This window comes from Sulfitobacter noctilucae, assembly GCF_000622365.1.
Taxonomy (GTDB): domain Bacteria; phylum Pseudomonadota; class Alphaproteobacteria; order Rhodobacterales; family Rhodobacteraceae; genus Sulfitobacter; species Sulfitobacter noctilucae.
Genome location: NZ_JASC01000013.1, coordinates 155,428 through 175,371, shown reverse-complemented (window position 1 = coordinate 175,371; position 19,944 = coordinate 155,428). Strand labels below are relative to the sequence as shown.

Genomic DNA, 19,944 nt, shown 5'->3' with positions numbered 1-19,944 from the left:
GGTCCTTTTCAGGTCAGATCAGGCTGCGGAGCAGGGAGAATGCCGCCAAGCCGATCAGCAGGCACAGGCAGAAAGGTTTGTAGTAGGGTTCCCACCGGGGGTTGAAGAACTTTGTGCCCAGCCAGACACCCAGCAGTGTGGCGGGTATCAGCGTAAGAGCACAGAGCAGCGCGGTATAGGTCATCACGCCAAAAAAGATCAGATAGATCAACGAACCAAGTGAGCCGGCGAAGAGATAGAGCACTAACGTGCCGCGCATGGAACGTGCGCTTTCGTTCTGGCTGAGCACACAAAGCGCCACGACCATGCCGCCGACATGTGCGACACCGGATACGATCCCGGCAACAACTCCGGTGATCAGGGTACCGGTACGGCTGGCGAGCGCAGGGATGTTGACCTTGAGCAGTTGTAGCGCTGCGAGGATAACGATGACCGTTAGTGCAATGCGTTTCGAGGTCTCTACCGGCAGGCTGATTGTCATCCATAGGCCCAGCGGCCAGCCCAGCCAGTTGCCGACGACCAAAAGCGCGGCCCGCTTGCGGTTCGCATCGCGCCAGCCGCCGCTGGCCATCAACAGACTGGCGGATATTTCCTGAAACCAGAGGATCGGGATAAGCAGGATGGGTGCCACAAAGCTCGCTGCCGATGCCATGACCAATGCCGATAGGGCAAAACCCGAAAACCCACGCACCAGACCGGCAACAAAGACGATGACGATCAGCGCTGCCACCTCGCCAGAGGAGAGCGAGAGTTGGCCCCAGGCGTCAAACATCTGAACCCTTTTCGCCTTGCGTCAGCAGCGTTTGTGCCTCGCGGGCAATATGCAATTCTTCTGCGGCGGGGATCACAAGCGTCTCGAACGGTCCGGCCCAGGAAAGGTCACGCTGAATCCTGTCCGTGATGTCGCGGGCATTTTCGCCGATCCCGCCGGTGAAGGCCACGGCGTCAAGGCCTTCCATGGCCGCGATCATTGATCCCGCATGCCGTTTGATCCAGTAGCAAAAATGGTCGATGGCAAAACGGGCCTGCGGTGTTTCGCTTTGGCTAACGGTGCGCATATCGGCGCTGAGATTTGATAGGCCCAGCAAACCGGCGCGGTGGTACAACAGGGTCTCCGCACTCTCCAACCCCAGATCCCGCACGAGACGCAAGACAGCGCCGGCGTCAATTTCACCCGCGCGCGTGCCCATGGTCAGACCGCTAAGCGGCGAATATCCCATGGTGGTCGCAACCGACTTTCCCTCGTGAATGGCGCAAAGCGAGGCACCATTGCCCAGATGCATAGCCAACAGGCGCGGCGGCACGCCGTCCGGGCGTTGGGAAAGCGCGTGCACCATGGCCGCATAGCTGTTGCCATGAAATCCGTAGCGCCGCAGGTCGGCATGTTCGGGATCATCTGGCAGCGCATAGCGATAGGAGACCTCTGGAAGGCTGGCATGAAAAGCGGTGTCGAAGCTGGCACATTGGGGCAAATCGGGGGCCTGTGCAGCAATTGCATTAATGGCAGCCAAATGATGCGGATTATGCAGCGGGGCCAGAGGGATGCTGGCCGCGATCATATCGCGCACCGCAGGGGTGATGCGTTCGGCACGGGTCAGGTGCGGCCCCCCGTGCACGACACGATGCGCCACGCCTTGCAGATCGCTCAGCGCGATACCCTCGTTTACCAGTGATCTCAGGACCGCGTCGAGGGCCGCCGCATTATCTGGTAGCTGGCAGGGCTGTACCCGCCCTGCACAGACCAGCTTGCCCTCCGTCTCTGCAATGCCGCTTGCCTCGATCCGCAAAACCTCGGTGAGGTCTGAGTCAAAAAGGGCCGCCTTGATAGAGGAAGAGCCGGCGTTCAGGACAAGGATGGCTGCTTTGATCACGGCGGCCCGGTCCAAGCCCTTACACAGTCTGTTGCTGGCGCATGTCATCCTTGCTGATGCCTGCCACCTGCACCGGCTTTTTCATTGCATCGCGGCGGAACGGCTCGCCCAGCTCCTGGTTCAGGATAACTTCGATAAAGGTGGTGATCCCATCCTTCATTTGCTCTTTAACGGCTGTGTTCAGCGCCTCTGTCAGGTCTTGCATTCCGTCGACCTGCACGCCTTTCAGACCACACCCCTTGGCGATCTCGGCATAGTTCACGCCTTCGTTCAGTTCGGTGCCGACAAAGTTGTCCTTGAACCACAGCGTGGTGTTCCGCTTTTCCGCGCCCCACTGGTAGTTGCGGAATATGACCATGGTGATCGCAGGCCAGTCGCCGCGCCCACAGGCTGTCATCTCATTCATGGAGATGCCGAATGCGCCGTCCCCGGCAAAGCCGATGACCGGAACATCGGGGCATCCGATCTTGGCCCCGAGTATCGCAGGCAGCCCATAGCCACAGGGCCCGAACAAACCGGGTGCGAGATATTTGCGGCCCTTGTCAAAGGACGGATAGGCATTGCCAATGGCGCAGTTGTTGCCGATGTCAGAGCTGATGATCGCGTCCTTGGGCATCGCGGACATGATCGCACGCCAGGCCATGCGGGGCGACATGCGGTCGGGCTGCCGGTTGCGGGCCCGCTCGTTCCAATCGATGCCCTCGTCGGTGTCATCCTCGTGATCCATCGACGACAGCTCCTGCGCCCAGCGGGATTTTGTCAGGCCCACCAGATCCTTGCGCTCTTGCCGACCTTTGTCGCCGGCACCCGCGCCGAGGTTCTCTAACAGTTGTTCGGCCACGCGCTTTGCATCGCCCTGAATGGCCACATCGACCTTTTTGGTCAGGCCAATCCGGTCAGAGTTGATGTCTACCTGAATGACCTTGGCGTCCGTGGGCCAATAGTTGATGCCGTAGCCGGGCAGGGTGGAGAAGGGGTTCAACCGGTTGCCCAGCGCCAGCACCACGTCGGCCTTTTGAATGATCTCCATCGCGGCTTTGGACCCGTTGTAGCCAAGCGGGCCGATGGCCAATGGGTGCGAACCGGGGAAAGCATCGTTGTGCTGGTAGTTACAGGCGACAGGGGCATCCAGCGCTTCGGCCAGCTTGGCCGATGCGTCAATGGCACCCGACAGAATTACGCCCGCACCGTTCAGGATGACGGGGAACTCCGCCTCGGACAGCAGCTTGGCTGCGTCCTTGACCGCTTGCTCACCACCCTGCGGGCGCTCAAGACGGATGATCTGGGGCAGTTCGATGTCGATCACTTGAGTCCAGAAATCACGCGGCACGTTGATCTGCGCAGGCGCAGAACCGCGCCATGCTTTCTCGATCACACGGTTCAGCACTTCGGCCATGCGCGACGGATCGCGGACTTCTTCCTGATAGCAGACCATGTCTTCGAACAGTTTCATCTGCTCGATCTCCTGAAACCCACCCTGACCGATGGTTTTGTTCGCGGCCTGTGGTGTGACCAGCAGCATCGGAGTGTGATTCCAATAGGCGGTCTTGATCGGCGTCACGAAATTAGTGATGCCGGGGCCGTTCTGCGCAATCGCCATCGACATTTTGCCGGACGCGCGGGTGTAGCCATCCGCAATCATCCCACCGGATGTTTCGTGGGCGCAATCCCAGAACGTGATGCCAGCCGCAGGGAACAGATCGGAAATCGGCATCATGGCCGAGCCGATGATCCCGAAAGCATTGTCGATCCCATGCATTTGCAGGACTTTGACGAAAGCTTCTTCGGTGGTCATTTTCATGGCGGGATTCCTTGGATTCTATGGGGATGCGATTCTGTCTTTGGAGCAAGCTAGGCTTTTCAGTCTATACAGGTTAGGGCCAGTGATTGTTAGGAAATAGGGCCAGACCTGCCAAATCCGGCTATCTCATCTGCGATCAGATCGACCCCTGCTGCAATCCTTGCGCTGGGGATGGAGGAATAGGCCAGTCTGTAGTGGTTCGAGGAGTGCTGGTCGGGCGCGAAAAACACGTGGCCGGGCTCAATCAGCACGCTTTTGCTTTGCAAGCGGCGGGCCAGAACTTTCGTGTCGATGCCCACCGGTGCCCGCATCCAGAAGGACGATCCGCCGAAATAGCCACGGCCGGAAATGGTCAGCCCTCGGGCGGCCAATGCGGCTTCCATCACGCGGCGGCGGTCCTGCAGTGCGGTGCCCATGCGTCGGATCAGCGCGTCGTAGTGACCAAGGGACAAAAAGTAGGCCGCGGTGCGCTGGATATGGCCGGGCGGGTGGCGCAGCACACTGGCGCGCAAGGCGCGGGCCTCGCGGATAAAGGGTTCGGAGCCTACCAGATAGCCAAGCCGCAGACCCGGGAAAAGCGATTTGGAGAAGCTGCCCACGTAGATCACCCGGCCATCGGCATCGAGTGATTTGAGCGCGGGGGAGGGCGATTTCAGAAACGACATTTCGAATTCATAGTCATCCTCGACGATGAGCGCATCAATAGCGCGGGCGTGGTCAAGCAGCGCCTGTCGGCGGTCCAGCGGCATCGTCGCATTGGTTGGGCATTGATGGCTGGGCGTGGCAAAGATCACATCCGTTTCGGGCGGAATGGCATCCGGGGGCAGGCCGTCCTGATCCACGCGCACAGGGGTTACATGGGCGCGGGACTGCGTCAGAATTTCGCGCAACGCCGGATAGCAGGGATCTTCGAGCGCAGCAGAGCGGCGTTGGGTGAGCAGGACTTGCGTCGTCAGCCAGAGCGCGTTTTGAGCGCCCAATGTAATCAGGATCTGTTCGGGGCGCGCAGTAATCCCACGCCGGGGCAGGATGTGACGAACGATGAATTCGATCAGTTGCGGATCGTCCTGATCGTAGTAGTCCGTGGTCAACGCAGTAAAGTCGCGCTGGCCCAAAGCCTGCAAAGCGCATAGCCGCCAATTCGCATGGTCAAACAGGTTCGGGTCTGCTTGCCCGTAGATGAAGGGATAGCGGAAATTGGCCCAGCCTTCGGGCTTAGTCAGGACCGCACCACCACTGAATTTTTGGCCGATGGCGCGGGTCCAGTCAACGGCATCCGGCCCTTCAGGCAGCGCAGTAAAGGCGGGCGGTGCGGGGGCATTTTCCGACACAAAATAGCCCGAGCGCCCCTTGGAGGTCAGGTAGTCATTCGCCAGTAACTCAGTATAGGCGATTGTGACGGTGATCCGGCTGACGCCCAGATGTGCGGCGAGTTTGCGCGTCGAGGGGAGTTTTTCGCCTTGTTGAAAGCGGCCGGACAATATGCCCTGCGCAATCATCTGCTGTATCTGTTGTTGCAGCGTGCCCTGCGCCTGCGGTTTCAGAAAGAATGTCTCGACAGGAAGGGTCATAGACTGAGCCTAATCTGGACCGAAATTGTTTTCAATCTGGTAATATCGCCGTGTGAATATGGTTGGGACAGGGCACGCCGGTCGGCTGGACGCGCCAGCCATGACGCGTCTGGCGTAAGGTCTATATGAAAAAAACCCGGCACAATGGCCGGGTTTCGTTTCATTTCAGTATTCTGAATTTCTGGTTTATGGGCAAGCTGCCGTGTAGCGGGAGCCGTCTGCGTTCTGGTAGACGCAAGCACCGCTTGATGTACGGCCCAAGTAGCTGCCCGCTGCGGCACCGGCTGCACCACCAACCAGCGCACCCACAACCTTATCATCGTCGCCCGAAACTGCAGCACCGGCAGCGGCACCAAGAGCGGCACCGGCGAGTGTGTTTGTCTGCTGATCGGCAGGCGCGCAGGCTGCCAAGGCGGCCATCAGCGGCAAGGAAAGGATAAGCTTTTTCATGTTGGACTCCATTAATTGATTGATGTGTTAACGTGTCGCAGCGCAAAGGGTTCCAACAAGATTCTGGTATCGAAGCTTTGAGCGAGAATTAGCTGATCGTGCCAATTCAAATGCAAATCGCCGGGGCGATGCCCGGCGATTGCGTGAATGCCGCTTGGCTTGGTTCAGCCAAACACCCGGCCCAAGGCACCATCTACCGCCGTCACGATTTGGTTGATGTCGTCTTTGGTCGCGATCAGCGCGGGGGAGAAACAAAGGGTGTTGTTCTTGCCCGGCAGGGAACGGTTGGTCGCGCCGATAATCACACCCTGCTGCATGCAGTCGGCGACCACCTTGCCCACCAGCGCCTCGGCAACCGGATCACGGCTGTCGCGGTCAGTGACCAGTTCGGCCCCCAGAAACAGACCCTTGCCGCGTACATGCCCGATCACGCTATGTTTGTCGGCCAGCGCGTTCAACTGGTCCAGCATGTAACCGCCCATATCGGTGGTGTTCTGCAGCAGATCCTCTTCTTCGATGATGCGCATATTCTCGATCCCCGCTGCGGGGCCCGCGGTACATCCGCCAAAGGTCGAGATGTCGCGGAAGTAATTCATATGGTCCGCCGCATCGTCCTTGAACATGTCAAAGACGGCTTCGGTCGTGACTGTGCAGGAGATTGCAGCGTAACCGGAGGCAACACCCTTTGCCATGGTCACAATGTCGGGTTTGATGCCGTATTGCTGATAGCCAAACCAAGTGCCGGTGCGGCCCACACCGCAGACGACCTCGTCGATGTGCAGTAGAATGTCGTACTTTTTACAGATCTCCTGCACGCGATCCCAATAGCCGTCGGGGGGCGTGATGACGCCGCCGCCTGCGGTCACAGGCTCAAGGCAAAGCGCGCCAACAGTCTCGGGACCCTCGCGCAGAATGACCGCTTCGATCTGGTCGGCGGCCCAGACGCCGTAGTTTTCATCGGGCGCGCCGTCCTGTTCGTGTTTGCGATACTCGAGACAATGCGGGACGCGGATGAAGCCTTCGGGGAAAGGGCCATACTGCGCGTTCCGCTCGTCCTGCCCGCCCGCGGCCATCGTGCCGATGGTGCCGCCGTGGTAATCACGATCGCGGTAGAGGATCTTGTGCTTTTTGCCGCCGTACCGCTTATGCGCAATCTGGCGGACCATTTTAAAGCCCTTCTCGTTCGCCTCGGATCCGGAAGACGCGTAATAGACGCGGGACATGCCGGGCATCTTGTCGATCAGCATCTGGGCAAAGTTGGAGCCGGGGATCGAACCGGCGGAACCCGCAAAGAAGTTCAGTTTGACAAGCTGGTCGCGCACGGCATCGGCGATCCGCTCGCGGCCGTAGCCAACGTTGACGGTCCAGACGCCACCGGACACGGCATCAATGTGCTCTTTGCCCTTCTGGTCCCAAACGCGCATACCCTTGCCTTCGACGATGATGCGGGGATCAGTTGTCTCGTACGGCTTGTGCTGGCTCAGGTGATGCCAGATGTGGGCGCGGTCCGCCTCGACAACACGGGAGATGTCGTTTTCGTTGAAATTGCCGTCCATGTGCCAGACCTTTCAATAAGAGATGATGCGTGAAATCACGGTGCAAAGGCCCCCGTGTTTTCCAATCAGTGCTGAAAAATCCGAGAATCGAGTAGGGCCAGACACCCTTTGACTGTAGCGCCAGAATTTGCGCCTGTCTAACGCTGGAAACAGCTGCGGATGTGCCTGGAAGGTGGTCGGAGGCGGGTTGGGGGGCAACGTGCTGGACGATGCACTTGCCTAAAATATGGGGTGAGACACACCGCGCGCCATCGCCTGCACAAGGTCGCGTGGACTCAAGGCTATGCGCAAATTGGACATATCATCTATGCTCGCAATCCATTTCAAATAGTCCATTGCACAACATCCAAGCGGTTTGTGCATGCATTTCGACGCCTTGGGTTCAATGGAAGTGGTCTGGCTATGTTTTACGCAGATGTATTTGCCTTACAATCCCAGAACGGACATGGTGACGGCGGACGCATGTGCATCTGTGCTGCTATCTAAGACAAGATGTTTCCGGGGGCGGTATGATGTGCACAAGGACCAACCAAGACCGGCAAACATGTCGGCGGAGAATAGGCCCGCGCGAAACAGCGCTGGGTTTGATCAATAGGGAGAATCAAATGATCAAAAAAACAGCAACAGGTTTTGTCGCCGGTGCCGTGATGGCAATGACCGGTCAGGCCGCTTTTGCAGACGGCCATGGTGAAATCACCGTCGGCTATTTCCTCGAATGGCCCATGCCGTTCCTCGCCGCCAAGGCCGATGGATCCTATGACGAAGCGCTGGGCATGAAAGTGAACTGGGTGTCCTTCGAGACCGGCACAGCGATGTCCGCCGCGATGGCATCGGGCGATGTGCAACTCTCCGTGTCACAGGGTGTGCCGCCTTTCGTTGTGGCAACATCAGGTGGTCAGGACTTGCAGATCGTCGATGTGGCCGTGTCCTATTCTGACAATGATAACTGCGTTGTTCGTTCCGAGCTTGAGATCGACAAGGATTCTGCTGGCGAACTTGCGGGCAAAAAGGTCGCCGTGCCGCTGGGTACCGCTGCGCACTACGGCTTCCTGCGACAGATGGATCATTTTGGTGTCGATCTTGCGTCTTTGCAGATCGTCGACATGGCCCCACCAGAAGGTGCCGCGGCGCTGTCTCAAGGTGCTGTTGATTTCGCCTGCGGCTGGGGCGGTGGCCTGAGCCGGATGAAGGAATACGGCAACATCCTGCTGACCGGCGCTGAAAAGCAGGAGCTAGGCATTCTGGTGTTTGATGTCACATCCGCACCTGCGTCCTACATCGCCGAGAACGGTGATACGGTCGCCAAGTTTGTGAAAGTCACAGCAGATGCGAACGCTGAATGGGCCGCGAACCAAAGCGATGAAATGCTGGCCGTGATCGCAGAGCAGTCAGGCATGGATGTTGAAGCTGCACGCGCCTCTATCGCGGGCTTTGTGTTTCCTACAATTGACGAACAGCTTTCGGCCTCATGGTTCGGCGGTAACGCGGCACCCTTCATGAAGGGCGTGGCTGATGTGTTCGTCGAAGCGGGTTCTATCGACAGCGCGCTTGATGACTATTCCGGCACCGTGAACACGGGCCCGCTGGAAGCAGCCAAAGGCATGTAAATGCTGCGGCGCGGCCCTTGAGAACAGGGCCGCGCTCTCTTTACCTTTAATGACATAGAGGCGGGGAAAACCCTGCCCTTTTGACCCTGACAGGGGTGGGACGGTGTGAATATGAGCGGACTTTCCATTGACAAACTTTCCATGCGCTTTGATCTGCCGGACGGTGGCGCGGTACAGGCGTTGCAGGATGTTTCCATTGATCTGAAAGCGGGCGAACTGCTCAGCGTGCTGGGCCCTTCGGGCTGTGGTAAAACGACATTGCTGAATATCGTGGCAGGCTTTTTGGCACCCACATCCGGGGTGATGACGTTGAATGGCCACCAGATCACCGGACCGGATGCCGAACGCGGCATGGTGTTTCAGCAAGGCGCGCTGTTTGAATGGATGTCCGTGCGCGAGAATGTCGGCTTTGGCCCCTCGATGAAGGGCATGCCGAAGAACAACAAGAAAGAGATCGTGAACCATCTGCTGGATGTGGTGGGTTTGCAGGACTTCAAAGAGAAAGCCGTTTACGAACTCTCCGGCGGGATGCAGCAGCGCGTGGCATTGGCCCGCTGCCTGGCCAATGATCCGGATGTAATCTTGATGGACGAACCGCTTGGCGCGCTGGATGCGCTGACCCGCGAAAAGATGCAATCGCTGGTGCTGAAGTTGTGGAAGGAGACCGGCAAGACGATCATCCTGATCACCCACTCGGTCGAGGAAGCACTGCTGCTGGGCGAACGCCTGATCGTCATGGCCCCGCGCCCGGGGCGGATTCACAAAGAATACAGGCTGCCCTTTGCAGAGCTTGGCGTGAATGCCGATCTGCGCGAGGTGAAGAAACACCCCGAATTCGGCCCTCGTCGTGAAGAGATCCTGAACATGATCTGGGACATGGAAGAAGAGATTATGGGCACCAAGGAGGACGCGGCATGATCCCTCTGTTGATGTATGTCGCGATCTTTGTGGTTGCGTTTTTCCTTGTGACAAAGGTGGTCAGTGGCGTGGCGGCTAAGGATTATACGTCTCTCAAGACCGTAACCTTTGGCGATGAAAGCGCCGTGCGGCCCAACCGCGCGGCGGGCATCATCTCGATCCTGACGATCTTTCTGATGTGGGGGGTATTTACCGGCTCGAAACTGCTGCCGGAATTCCTGCATGCGCCGGGGCCATTTCTGGGCACGACCGAATTTACCTATACCGCGCAGGCGGAAGGGCAGGCACCCGATGATGCAACGGTGACTGTGCTAGTGTTTCCACGCGAGACACCCGCAGATGCGCCAGGGGTAGACCCCGGTGACGGCTTTGCCAAAAACGATTCAGTAGCGATCGCGCAGTGGCGCACAGGCTTGGTCAATGTCTCGCGCAACGATGAGATCTCGAAGGCCGACGGTGCCCGTGTGATTGCCATCAACGGCAAGAAAATTGCGCCCGGCGAAACGGTGAAAACTGCCAACGGCTCGGTCACGTTGTCCGACAAGGGCACTCCGAATTTCGCGCCGTCAAAAGGCTGGCAGATGGAGCCGCTTTATCTACCCGCACCCGAAGAGGTCTGGACACGCACCTTGCAGATCGCCTCGGAAGGGTTCCGCAATTTCACCCTATGGGAGCATCTGGGTTATTCCCTGTTCCGGGTTGTTGTCGGCTTTTTGCTAGGCGCCCTCGTGGGTATTCCGCTGGGCTATGCCATGGGCCTCAGCAATTGGTTTCGCGGCTGGTTCGACCCCATCGTCGAATTCATGCGGCCTGTGCCGCCGCTGGCTTTGATCCCGCTTGTCATCATTTGGGCGGGCATCGGAGAGGCGGGCAAGATCATCCTGTTGTTCCTTGCAGCACTGTGGATTATGGCGATTGCGGCGCGGTCGGGTGTGTCGGGGGTCAAGATTTCCAAAGTGCATGCAGCCTATTCACTGGGGGCCAGCAAATGGCAGATCATGCGCTATGTGATCATCCCCAATTCCCTGCCCGAGATTTTCACAGGGGCACGGGTCGCGATGGGCGTTTGTTGGGGCACTGTTGTGGCCGCCGAATTGGTCGCAGCAGAGCAGGGGGCAGGCATGATGATTATGACCGCGTCCAAGTTCCAGAACACCGACATCGTGATCATGGGCATCATTCTGATCGGCGTGATCGGTTTCGGCATCGATATGCTGATGCGGGCGGCGGAGAAGTTTCTGGTGCCGTGGAAGGGCAAAGGGTAGTCCTGAGCTTGGCTCAGGCAAAGGCTCCAGCGGAGCCTTTGTACCCTTTGCGGGCGGAGCCCCGGGGCGAGCACCCCAGTGCAACGTCGTTTTCATTAAAAGAAAACGGCCGGAAACTTTATAAGTTTCCGTTTCCGTCCCTTACTTGTCGCGGCGTGGCGTTGTTGCCCCACCCTTGTTTTTCGGCTTGCCGCCTTGCTTGCCGATCTTGTTCGGTGGCGTGAAGCGCTTGGATGGGTCGGAAGCGCGTTTGTAAGTCTTGGCCCCGCCGCCGGTTTCCTCACGCGCCTTGAAAGGTTTGCCCTTGGGCTTGGCGCGGGGCGCGTCCGTTTTCGGACCGTCCTTTTTCCAAACAGCTTTGGCCTTTGGTTTGCCGGATGGCTCACTATTCGACTTTGGCTTGGGTGTGGCACCGGGCTTCATCGGAGAGCGTTCGGTCTTGTGCGACTTTGGCGGGCGCTCGCCCTTGGGCTTTTCGGATTTTTTATACGCCGGCTTGTCGAACTTCGGTTTCTCGGCGCGCACTTCGCCGCTTGGCTCTGCTGCCGGGCGCGGTTTGCGTGGGGCGGGTGCCGCATCAGGATCATAGGCCTGCTTACGCGGGGCGCGGTCCGGTTTCGGGCCGCGCTGTGGTTTGGGGCCACGGTCGGGGCGGGGGCCGCGGTTGGGGTTGTTGCGCGGCAGGTCCGGTGCCTTGTCAAGTTTGGTGACGACCGCTCCATCCTCGACCTTCATGTCCGGGCCAAGAGCGTTGGTGAATTTCTGCGCCGAAGTTTCGAGAATTTCGACAAAGCTGTGGTCTTGCTGGATGCGGATCGCGCCGATGTCATCCTTGGTGATGTCGCCCAACCGGCACAGCATGGGCAGCAGGCTACGCGGCTCTGCTCCTTGCGTGCGGCCAATGGAGACTGAAAACCATACGGATGGCCCGAAGGAAGAACGTGGCGCGGCATCTTTGTTGCCCGGATCGGTCAGATCTTCGGGGGCCGACGCACGGGCGCGGTAGAGGTTCACGAAAGCCGTGGCCAGCTGTTCTGACGTAAATTTCTCGGTCAGCGATGTAACAAAGCTGGCTGCATCATCCGGTGCCGGATTGCTCCACGCGGGATCGGACAGCAGGCGTTCTTCGTCAGCGGCATTGACCTCTTCGGCCGACGGCGCACTGGCCCATTCGACCTTAAGCTTGGCACCGCCCAAAAGGCGGTTCGCTTTCGTGCGGAACTTCGGCGGGACAATCAGGGCCGAAACACCCTTTCGCCCGGCGCGGCCGGTGCGGCCCGAGCGGTGCAGCAATGTGTCGGAGTTCGACGGCAGATCAGCATGGATCACCAGTTCGAGGTTGGGCAAGTCAATGCCGCGTGCGGCCACGTCCGTCGCGATGCAGACCCGCGCCCGGCCATCGCGCAGGGCTTGCAGGGCGTTGGTGCGCTCCTGCTGGCTCAGCTCGCCCGACAGGGCCACGACCGAGAATCCCCGATTGGTGAATTTCGTGGTCAGACGGGCGACAGCGGCGCGGGTGTTGCAGAACACGATGGCGTTCTTCGCCTCGTAGAACCGCAGTACGTTGATGATCGCGTTTTCGGTATCGCGCGGGTGCACGTTGAGCGCACGGTATTCGATGTCGGCGTGCTGTTTCGCTTCGCCAATGGTCTCGATCCGCTGGGCGTCACGTTGATAAGACTTCGCCAGTTTGGCGATGGCCGCAGGAACGGTGGCGGAAAACAGCAGCGTGCGACGGTCTTCGGGGGCTTCGGACAGGATGAATTCCAACTCGTCGCGAAAGCCCAGATCCAGCATCTCATCCGCTTCGTCCAGCACCACAGCTTGTAGCTCGCTCAGGTCGATATTGTTGCGTTTGATGTGGTCACACAGGCGGCCCGGCGTGGCGACAACAACATGCGCGCCCCGGTCCAGGGCGCGGCGTTCGGTGCGCTGGTCCATGCCGCCCACGCATGTGGTAACGATGGCCCCTGCCTTGCCGTATAGCCACGTGAGCTCGCGGCTGACCTGCATGGCTAGTTCGCGGGTAGGAGCAATGACCAGTGCCAGCGGTGATCCGGCGGGGCCGAAATGGGTATCGTCGCCCAGCAATGTGGGCGCGATGGCAAGACCGAAAGCAACGGTTTTACCCGATCCGGTCTGTGCTGATACCAGCAAATCTGCGTCATCCAGCGCCGTTTCGGTTACGGCCTGCTGTACGGCGGTCAGTGTTTCATAGCCTTGGGCTTCAAGCGCATCTGCGATTGTTTTGATCACGGGGTGTGTCCTGTTCTGGGAGGTCTCGCCGGATATGGGCAAGGGGCCGGGGAAGGCCCGGCATGCATTTGCGCCGTCGGTAAGGGGTTCGCGGCGGAATGTACATCTTTTTTCTCCGGGCTTCGTTTGCCTGAAATATGCCGCTGTGGTAAGCAATAGATGTATATGATGGATCTCTTCCATTCACGCGGGGTTGTTTTGGGGAATGGTATGAGTGGCGCTTTGGATAAGTCGGCGGAAGATTCCGAAGGCCCCCGTAAACATCCCTTTGCAAAAAGCATCGAAGACGTCATCACCTTTCGTTTCAAATTACTGGTCGCGATCGGAGAGCGTGCAGGTCAACATTGGTCGGAACGTTTGTTCGATTTGAGCCTGAATGAATGGCGTTTGCTGGCTCTGGTCAAGGCACGGGCACCAACACGGGCGGGCGATATCGCGGACCTGCTGGTGATGGACAAAAGCCAAACGAGCCGGGTGGTGAAAACCCTGCTGACCAAAGGATTGGTTCAGGACAGGCCGGACACCGAGGATGGCCGCGCTCATGTGTTGGAACTAACCGAAAAAGGTGAGGCGCTTTATGAGCCGGTATTCGAAAAAGTGCTCAAGAGCAATGAGCGGGTGCTGGCGACGCTGACAGCCGAAGAGGTGCGGATGCTGGACAGCGTGTTGGACAAATTGATCGATCACAACCGTGACTTGCTGGACAAACGTATGGGCCGTCAAACCGCGCGATAGGTCTGTCTGCTGCCTTTCGATCCTTCGTGAAACCTGAATAAATATCTGGAAGTGCGGACTGTGCCGCGCTATCTTCACAAAAAGAACAAAACATGAACAATGGAGAGATGCATGTCACCCGATTCTCCTCTTGGCACCGGTCCCGCGCTTGGCAAGGTGGTCTCTTTGTCCGCCAAACCTCTGGTGCAGGATGTGCCCGCACCCGATGCGGGCGATGCGGTGCTGCGCGATGTGCTGGCAGGTGCGCCCTTCGATGCGGGGGGCACTGGCTTTGTGCTGTCGTGCCTGCCCGACAGCGCGGCACCCGTGCTTTGGGTGTCCGACCGGATGTCGCGGCGCGAAAACGGGCGGCTTTACGGGCCTGCAGTGCGGCAGTTCGGATTCAAAGGGCATGTGTTGCAGGTAGAGGTCAGCCATCCGCGCGATGTGTTGTGGGCCATGGAGGAAGGAGCAGCCTGTGGCGGGCTTTCTGCGGTGGTGGGCGAAATACATGGCGCCCCCGAAGTGCTGAGCTTTACTGCGACCAAGCGGCTGGCGCTGCGGTCCGAGCAGGCGGGCGTGCCGGTCTGGCTGATCCGGTCAGGCGATCATGGGGCGCTGAGTGCGGCGCGGGAACGTTGGCGCGTCTCTTCGCTGCCCTCGGATGTGCACCCTTGGAACGCCGCCGCCCCCGGTGCGCCCGTGTGGGAGGCAGAGCTGTTTCGCGCGCGGGGGCGTGCGCCCGGTACATGGGAGGCCCGCCATGAACCCGCAACCGCAGGGGGCAAGGATCATCTCCGTCTGCTTTCCCGATCTGGCGATGGACCGCTGGCGCAGGATCACGGCGCAGCAGCGCACTTTGCCGGACGATGAGGTGCCAGTGGTGCTGGCGCGCGAAGGCAGCCATGGGCCGGTGGTCCATGCCATGAACGCAGAGGCGGCACAGCGTGATGTGCTGGTGGGCGCGCGCGTGGTTGACGTGCAGGCGATCCACCCTGATTTGCATGTAGAGCAAGCGGATACCGCCGGCGATACCGCGCTGCTGGACCGTCTGGCGCTTTGGGCACGGCGCTGGTGCCCCTGGACGGTGCGGGACGGGCTCGACGGTATCGCGCTGGACGTGAGTGGTGCGGCGCATCTTTTTGGTGGCGAGGCACAGATGCTGCGCGACATCGGCACGCGGTTCAAGATGCAGGGGTTGTCGACGCGGCTGGCGATCGCGCCCACACGCGGTGCGGCGCAGATGCTGGCGCGGTTCGGCGGTGGTGGTGTGATCTGCGAAGCCGAGGACGTGGAAGTTGCGCTGGCTCCGCTGCCCGTGGCGGCGCTTCGGATCGAAGAAGATACGGTGCGTTTGTTGCAACGGCTGGGGCTGAAGACGGTTGGACGTTTGATGGAAGTGCCGCGGGTTGCGCTGATGCGGCGGTTCGACCGGCTGGCCGCAGAGGTTAACCCGCTGGTGTTGCTGGACCGTGCGCTGGGGCGGGCAGGCGATCCGCTGAACGCGCCCGAAGACGCGCAGCGCTGGATGGCGCGGGTGCGGCTGGCCGAGCCGGTGATTGACCCGGTGCCGCATCTGGAAGGATTGGCCGCAGACTTGTGTCGCCAGATGGCAAAGGCCGAACTTGGCGCGCGGCGCTTGCGGTTGACCATATACCGGGTGGATGGCGAATGGCGTTCGCGCGATGTGGCACTGGCCTCTGCCAGTCGCGATGTGGCGCATTTGGTGCGGCTGATGGGCGGCAAGCTGGAAGGGATTGATCCGGGTTTCGGTTTTGATCTGCTGACGCTTGAGGCGCTGCGGGTCGAGCCGCTCGCACTGCATCAGGATCCGCTGGACGGACGGCGCGATGCGGGCCGCGATGTGGCGGCACTGCTGGACCGGCTGACGGCAAAACTGGGGCCGGAAAAGGTGACATGGTCGGCCTGGGTGCAAAGCCATAAACCCGAACGGATGGAGCAGCGGGTGCCAGCCCTGGTGGCGGATGGACAGGACGCGCCGGTTCTATTGCGGGAACGCCCCCTGCGTCTGCTGGAGCCGCCCGAGGAAATCGCGGTGCTTTATGCGGTGCCGGAAGGTCCGCCTGCGCGGTTTCGCTGGCGCCGTGTGTCATATCTGACCACGCGGCACGAGGGACCGGAGCGGATCGCGCCCGAATGGTGGCGCGACAGGCCGGGCACGCGGCTGCGGGATTATTACAAGGTCGAGGTGCGGGACGGACGTCGCTTTTGGCTGTTCCGCCAAGGGATATTGGGCGACGGGCGCGGTGGTGATCCGGGTTGGTTCGTTCAGGGTGTTTTCGCGTGAGGCCAGGACGGCACGCGTCTGCGACGACGTCTCGCCCGCCCTCCCATTTGGGCGCTTTGTCGTAAGGAAGATTCCGAAACTGGCGCTGTGCCTTGGTATTTTTGAAAGGGTGAATTGGGGCATGGCGTTCTTTCATTCACCCTTTTCCAAATACCATCCGGGGCATCAGCGTTTGGATCGGGTGGATGTCATGGAGAAAAGGCCGATACCCCATGCCGCAACAGGAGGGACATAAACGCCGTACGCTGGATGAGGAAGATCCGTTCAAATGGCATCCGCCCGGCCCCTTTGTAGAGTTGGGCTTGGCCAGTTGTTTTTCGTTTCTGAGGGCTTCTTCTGATGCGGTGGATCTGATGGCGACGGCCAATGCGCTGGGCTATGACGCGATTGGTATCGCGGATCACAATACGCTAGCCGGCGTGGTGCGGGTGCATACGGAAGCCAAAAAAGCCAAGGTGCGGCCTTTGATCGGCTGCCGGCTGGTGTTGATGTGTGGGACTCAGATGCTGGCCTATCCGGTGGATCAGGCGGGCTATGCGCGATTGTCGGTTTTGTTAAGCAAGGGCAAAATGGCGGATGTGGATGGCGGCTGGCAGGAGAAGGGCGAGACCCATCTGACGCTCGAGATGTTGTGCGCCCATGCGGAGGGATTGCAGCTGATCGCGATGCCGCCTGAGAAGCTGGAGATTTTTGAGGCGGGGTTGCCGCGGTTGCTGCGCGCGCTGCCGGGGATGCGGCATATCGGGGCGGCCTATCTGTACCGCGGGGATGATGTGGCGCGGATCGGCCGGTTGGACCGCATGGCCCGCGCACACGGGCTTGGGATATTGGCTACGAATGATGTGCTTTATCATGTGCCGCAGCGCAGGCCTTTGCAGGATGTGATGACCTGCATTCGTGAAAGCAAGACCATCGAGACGGCGGGTTTTCTATTGGAACCGAATGCCGAGCGGTATCTGAAATCCTCGGCCGAGATGTGTCGCTTGTTCAGTGCCTGGCCACATGCAATCCGGGCGACGCGTGAGGTGGCGGATGCCTGTGCCTTCTCACTGGATGACCTGCAGTATGAGTACCCCCACGAGATCGAGGCAGAAGGGCGTACAGCGCAGGAGGAATTGGAGCGTTTGACCTGGGAAGGGGCGACGCGGCGCTATCCAGCCGGGGTGTCGGAGAAGATCAGGGCGATCATCGAGAAGGAATTCGCGCTGATCCGTTCCAAAAAAATCGCACGTTATTTCCTGACCATCAACGACATTGTTCGTTTTGCCCGCGAGGAGGCGACACCGCCGATCCTGTGTCAGGGGCGCGGGTCGGCGGCGAATTCGGCAGTGTGCTTTTGTTTGGGCATCACTGCGGTGGACCCTGAGGAACACGATGTATTGTTCGAGCGGTTCCTGAGCGAGGAGCGTGATGAGCCGCCCGATATTGATGTGGATTTCGAGCACGAGCGCCGCGAGGAGGTCATCCAGTATATGTACGCCAAATACGGGCGCGAAAGAGCCGGACTTTGTGCGACGGTCATACATTATCGCCCGCGTTCGGCCATCCGCGAGGTGGGCAAGGCGATGGGGCTGTCCGAGGATGTGACCAGTAAGCTTGCCAGCACTGTTTGGGGCAGTTTCGAGGGGCAATATGGTGACAGTCGCGTCAAGGATGCCGGTATGGACCTGAATGATCCCTATCTACGCAAGGTGATCCATCTGGCGCGAGAAATGACGGGGATGCCCCGGCATCTGAGCCAGCATGTGGGTGGATTTATTTTAACGGAACGGCCCCTGACGGAGATGGTGCCGATTGGCAATGGTGCCATGCCGGAACGGTCTTTCATCGAGTGGGATAAGGACGATATCGACGCACTGGGCATCTTCAAGGTGGATATTCTGGCGCTGGGGATGCTGACCTGTATTGCCAAGTGTTTTGATTTGCTGCGGGCACATTACGGGCACGATTATGATTTGGCGGGCGTTCCGAATGAGGACCCCGAAACCTATGACATGCTGTGCGCAGGCGACAGCCTTGGCGTGTTTCAAGTCGAGAGCCGGGCGCAGATGGCGATGCTACCCAAGCTGCGGCCGCGGACTTTTTATGATCTGGTGATCGAGGTGGCGATTGTACGACCAGGCCCCATTCAGGGCGATATGGTGCATCCGTTCCTGCGTCGCCGTCAGGGCATCGAGGGGGTGGCATATCCCGCTCCCGGACCGGAATACCCGCAGGACGAGTTGTTGCGCATTCTGGGTCGGACGCTGGGTGTGCCGATCTTTCAGGAACAGGCAATGAAGATCGCGATTGATGCCGCGCGGTTTTCGCCCAAGGAAGCGAATGAGTTGCGCAAGGCGATGGCGACGTTCCGGTCGCGGGGGACGATCGAGTTGTTGCAGCAAAAGATGGTCGGTCGGATGACCGAGCGCGGGTATGATGCCGAGTTTGCCCAGCGCTGTTTTGACCAGATCAAGGGGTTCGGAGAATACGGGTTCCCCGAAAGCCATGCGGCAAGCTTTGCCAAGCTGGTTTATGTGTCATCCTGGATGAAGTGCCATTATCCGGCGGCGTTCGCCTGTGCCTTGCTGAATTCACAGCCGATGGGATTCTATGCGCCTGCGCAGATCGTGCGGGATGCGCGTGAACACGGGGTCGAGGTGCGCGGAGTAGATGTTGATTTCTCGGAGTGGGACTGCACGCTTGAGCCCTGCAAGGACGGTTTTGCGCTGCGTTTGGGATTGCGACAGGTGGACGGGATGCGGGCCGAAGCCGGTCACCGCATTGTCGCAGCGCGGGATGAACCGTTTCGTGATGTCGCGGATTTGAAAGAACGGGCCAAGCTGGACCGGGGCACCGTGCGGCGCTTGGCGGCGGCGGATGCGATGCGGAACATGGGCGTAGATCGCAGACAGGCGCTTTGGCAGGCGCAGGGGCTAAAGGATGCGCCTGCTTTGCCGATATTCGAGCACGCAGAAGCAGGCGATGAGGGGGCAGAGCCGGTGGTCGCGCTGCCAGCGATGCCGCAAGCGGAGCATGTGGTGGCCGACTATCAGACGCTGCGCTTGTCACTGAAGGCCCATCCGATGAGCTTTTTCCGGCCCAGCCTGCGCAAGCAAGGGTTTGCCTGTACCGAGGATTTGCCGGGGATGTGGCACGGGCAACGGGTGTCCTTGGCGGGACTTGTTCTGGTGCGGCAGAAACCGGGGTCGGCAAAAGGTGTGTGCTTTATCACGCTGGAGGACGAGGGCGGCGTGGCGAACCTTGTGATCTGGCCCAAGTTGTTCGAGACGTGGCGCGCGATCATCATGTCGGCGCGTTTGCTGGTGGTGCACGGTCGGGTGCAAAGCGACGGGCGGGTTATTCATGTGGTGGCGGACCGTTTGAAAAACCGGACCGAGCGGTTGAATGATCTGTCACACGAAAAGGTGCCGGCGACCTATTCAAGGGGGGATGAGGTCACACATCCGCTGCCCAGTCAGGTTGGCGGGGGCAAGCATCCGCGAGATGTGCGTGTCATCCCCAAGTCGCGTGATTTTCATTAGTGTTCTGATCGGGATAGCTGTTAGGAAAATGCGCGGGCATGCCCGCATTCGATTTTATTATTTTTCCGTAGGAAAAATGGGCGAGACGCTGTCTCGCGCTCTG

14 protein-coding genes are annotated in these 19,944 nt (G+C 59.7%); 7 read left to right on the top strand and 7 right to left on the bottom strand.

All coding sequences use genetic code 11. The annotated features are described in order from the left end of the window. Positions 1 to 13 precede the first annotated feature (13 nt). The 6 genes from Z945_RS0107600 to Z945_RS0107575 form a co-directional block, all read right to left on the bottom strand. A complete protein-coding gene (locus Z945_RS0107600) occupies positions 14 to 772 on the bottom strand; it encodes a sulfite exporter TauE/SafE family protein (RefSeq protein WP_025051502.1) in 759 nt (252 codons plus the stop codon). After that, positions 765 to 1,871, bottom strand: coding sequence for an acetate/propionate family kinase (locus tag Z945_RS0107595; RefSeq protein ID WP_037970873.1), 1,107 nt, complete (start codon positions 1,869 to 1,871; stop codon positions 765 to 767). The genes Z945_RS0107600 and Z945_RS0107595 overlap by 8 nt, the downstream gene beginning before the upstream one ends. A 19-nt stretch (positions 1,872 to 1,890) precedes the next feature. Continuing rightward, complete coding sequence (gene xsc, locus Z945_RS0107590; protein ID WP_025051500.1) at positions 1,891 to 3,672, bottom strand: sulfoacetaldehyde acetyltransferase; 1,782 nt, start codon at positions 3,670 to 3,672, stop codon at positions 1,891 to 1,893. An 89-nt stretch (positions 3,673 to 3,761) separates the two neighbouring features. Then, positions 3,762 to 5,243: a MocR-like pyridoxine biosynthesis transcription factor PdxR gene (gene pdxR / locus Z945_RS0107585; RefSeq protein WP_025051499.1), complete on the bottom strand. Its 1,482-nt coding sequence runs from the start codon at positions 5,241 to 5,243 to the stop codon at positions 3,762 to 3,764. A 186-nt stretch (positions 5,244 to 5,429) separates the two neighbouring features. Next, positions 5,430 to 5,693 carry a glycine zipper 2TM domain-containing protein gene (locus tag Z945_RS0107580; protein ID WP_025051498.1) on the bottom strand — a complete coding sequence of 88 codons (264 nt, stop codon included), beginning with the start codon at positions 5,691 to 5,693 and terminating at the stop codon, positions 5,430 to 5,432. A gap of 164 nt (positions 5,694 to 5,857) precedes the next feature. Next, complete coding sequence (locus tag Z945_RS0107575) at positions 5,858 to 7,249, bottom strand: aminotransferase family protein (RefSeq protein ID WP_025051497.1); 1,392 nt, start codon at positions 7,247 to 7,249, stop codon at positions 5,858 to 5,860. A gap of 605 nt (positions 7,250 to 7,854) precedes the next feature. Between Z945_RS0107575 and Z945_RS0107570 the strand changes: the two genes are divergently transcribed. The 3 genes from Z945_RS0107570 (at position 7,855) to Z945_RS0107560 (ending at position 11,039) form a co-directional block, all read left to right on the top strand. Then, on the top strand, positions 7,855 to 8,856 hold the full coding sequence (locus Z945_RS0107570) for a taurine ABC transporter substrate-binding protein (RefSeq protein WP_025051496.1): 1,002 nt from the start codon (positions 7,855 to 7,857) through the stop codon (positions 8,854 to 8,856). A 111-nt stretch (positions 8,857 to 8,967) separates the two neighbouring features. Continuing rightward, positions 8,968 to 9,774 (top strand): taurine ABC transporter ATP-binding protein, encoded by an 807-nt coding sequence (locus Z945_RS0107565; protein ID WP_025051495.1) that lies wholly within the window; start codon positions 8,968 to 8,970, stop codon positions 9,772 to 9,774. Next, a complete protein-coding gene (locus Z945_RS0107560; protein ID WP_025051494.1) occupies positions 9,771 to 11,039 on the top strand; it encodes an ABC transporter permease in 1,269 nt (422 codons plus the stop codon). The genes Z945_RS0107565 and Z945_RS0107560 overlap by 4 nt, the downstream gene beginning before the upstream one ends. Positions 11,040 to 11,180: 141 nt before the next feature. On the opposite strand, the gene Z945_RS0107555 is transcribed toward Z945_RS0107560, so the two are convergent. Further along, the gene (locus tag Z945_RS0107555; RefSeq protein ID WP_025051493.1) at positions 11,181 to 13,295 is read right to left on the bottom strand and encodes a DEAD/DEAH box helicase; all 2,115 of its coding nucleotides are present in this window, start codon (positions 13,293 to 13,295) and stop codon (positions 11,181 to 11,183) included. Positions 13,296 to 13,460: 165 nt separating this feature from the next. On the opposite strand from Z945_RS0107555, the gene Z945_RS0107550 reads away from it, so the two are divergent. The 4 genes from Z945_RS0107550 to Z945_RS0107535 all read left to right on the top strand — a co-directional run bounded on the left by Z945_RS0107550 (position 13,461) and on the right by Z945_RS0107535 (position 19,841). After that, on the top strand, positions 13,461 to 14,030 hold the full coding sequence (locus tag Z945_RS0107550; RefSeq protein ID WP_161634084.1) for a MarR family winged helix-turn-helix transcriptional regulator: 570 nt from the start codon (positions 13,461 to 13,463) through the stop codon (positions 14,028 to 14,030). A gap of 111 nt (positions 14,031 to 14,141) precedes the next feature. Beyond that, positions 14,142 to 14,882, top strand: coding sequence for an ImuA family protein (locus tag Z945_RS0107545; protein ID WP_037970776.1), 741 nt, complete (start codon positions 14,142 to 14,144; stop codon positions 14,880 to 14,882). Continuing rightward, positions 14,773 to 16,317: a Y-family DNA polymerase gene (locus tag Z945_RS0107540; protein ID WP_241434478.1), complete on the top strand. Its 1,545-nt coding sequence runs from the start codon at positions 14,773 to 14,775 to the stop codon at positions 16,315 to 16,317. The genes Z945_RS0107545 and Z945_RS0107540 overlap by 110 nt, the downstream gene beginning before the upstream one ends. Before the next feature lie 212 nt (positions 16,318 to 16,529). Continuing rightward, complete coding sequence (locus Z945_RS0107535) at positions 16,530 to 19,841, top strand: error-prone DNA polymerase (protein WP_025051489.1); 3,312 nt, start codon at positions 16,530 to 16,532, stop codon at positions 19,839 to 19,841. Positions 19,842 to 19,944 lie beyond the last annotated feature (103 nt).

Coding starts and splice junctions, on each gene's coding strand:
- Z945_RS0107565 (WP_025051495.1), top strand. CDS start 8,968: ATGAGCGGACTTTCCATTGACAAACTTTCCATGCGCTTTGATCTGCCG.
- Z945_RS0107535 (WP_025051489.1), top strand. CDS start 16,530: ATGCCGCAACAGGAGGGACATAAACGCCGTACGCTGGATGAGGAAGAT.
- Z945_RS0107550 (WP_161634084.1), top strand. CDS start 13,461: ATGATGGATCTCTTCCATTCACGCGGGGTTGTTTTGGGGAATGGTATG.
- Z945_RS0107545 (WP_037970776.1), top strand. CDS start 14,142: ATGTCACCCGATTCTCCTCTTGGCACCGGTCCCGCGCTTGGCAAGGTG.
- Z945_RS0107600 (WP_025051502.1), bottom strand. CDS start 772: ATGTTTGACGCCTGGGGCCAACTCTCGCTCTCCTCTGGCGAGGTGGCA.
- Z945_RS0107560 (WP_025051494.1), top strand. CDS start 9,771: ATGATCCCTCTGTTGATGTATGTCGCGATCTTTGTGGTTGCGTTTTTC.
- pdxR (WP_025051499.1), bottom strand. CDS start 5,243: ATGACCCTTCCTGTCGAGACATTCTTTCTGAAACCGCAGGCGCAGGGC.
- Z945_RS0107575 (WP_025051497.1), bottom strand. CDS start 7,249: ATGGACGGCAATTTCAACGAAAACGACATCTCCCGTGTTGTCGAGGCG.
- Z945_RS0107580 (WP_025051498.1), bottom strand. CDS start 5,693: ATGAAAAAGCTTATCCTTTCCTTGCCGCTGATGGCCGCCTTGGCAGCC.
- Z945_RS0107540 (WP_241434478.1), top strand. CDS start 14,773: ATGAACCCGCAACCGCAGGGGGCAAGGATCATCTCCGTCTGCTTTCCC.
- xsc (WP_025051500.1), bottom strand. CDS start 3,672: ATGAAAATGACCACCGAAGAAGCTTTCGTCAAAGTCCTGCAAATGCAT.
- Z945_RS0107570 (WP_025051496.1), top strand. CDS start 7,855: ATGATCAAAAAAACAGCAACAGGTTTTGTCGCCGGTGCCGTGATGGCA.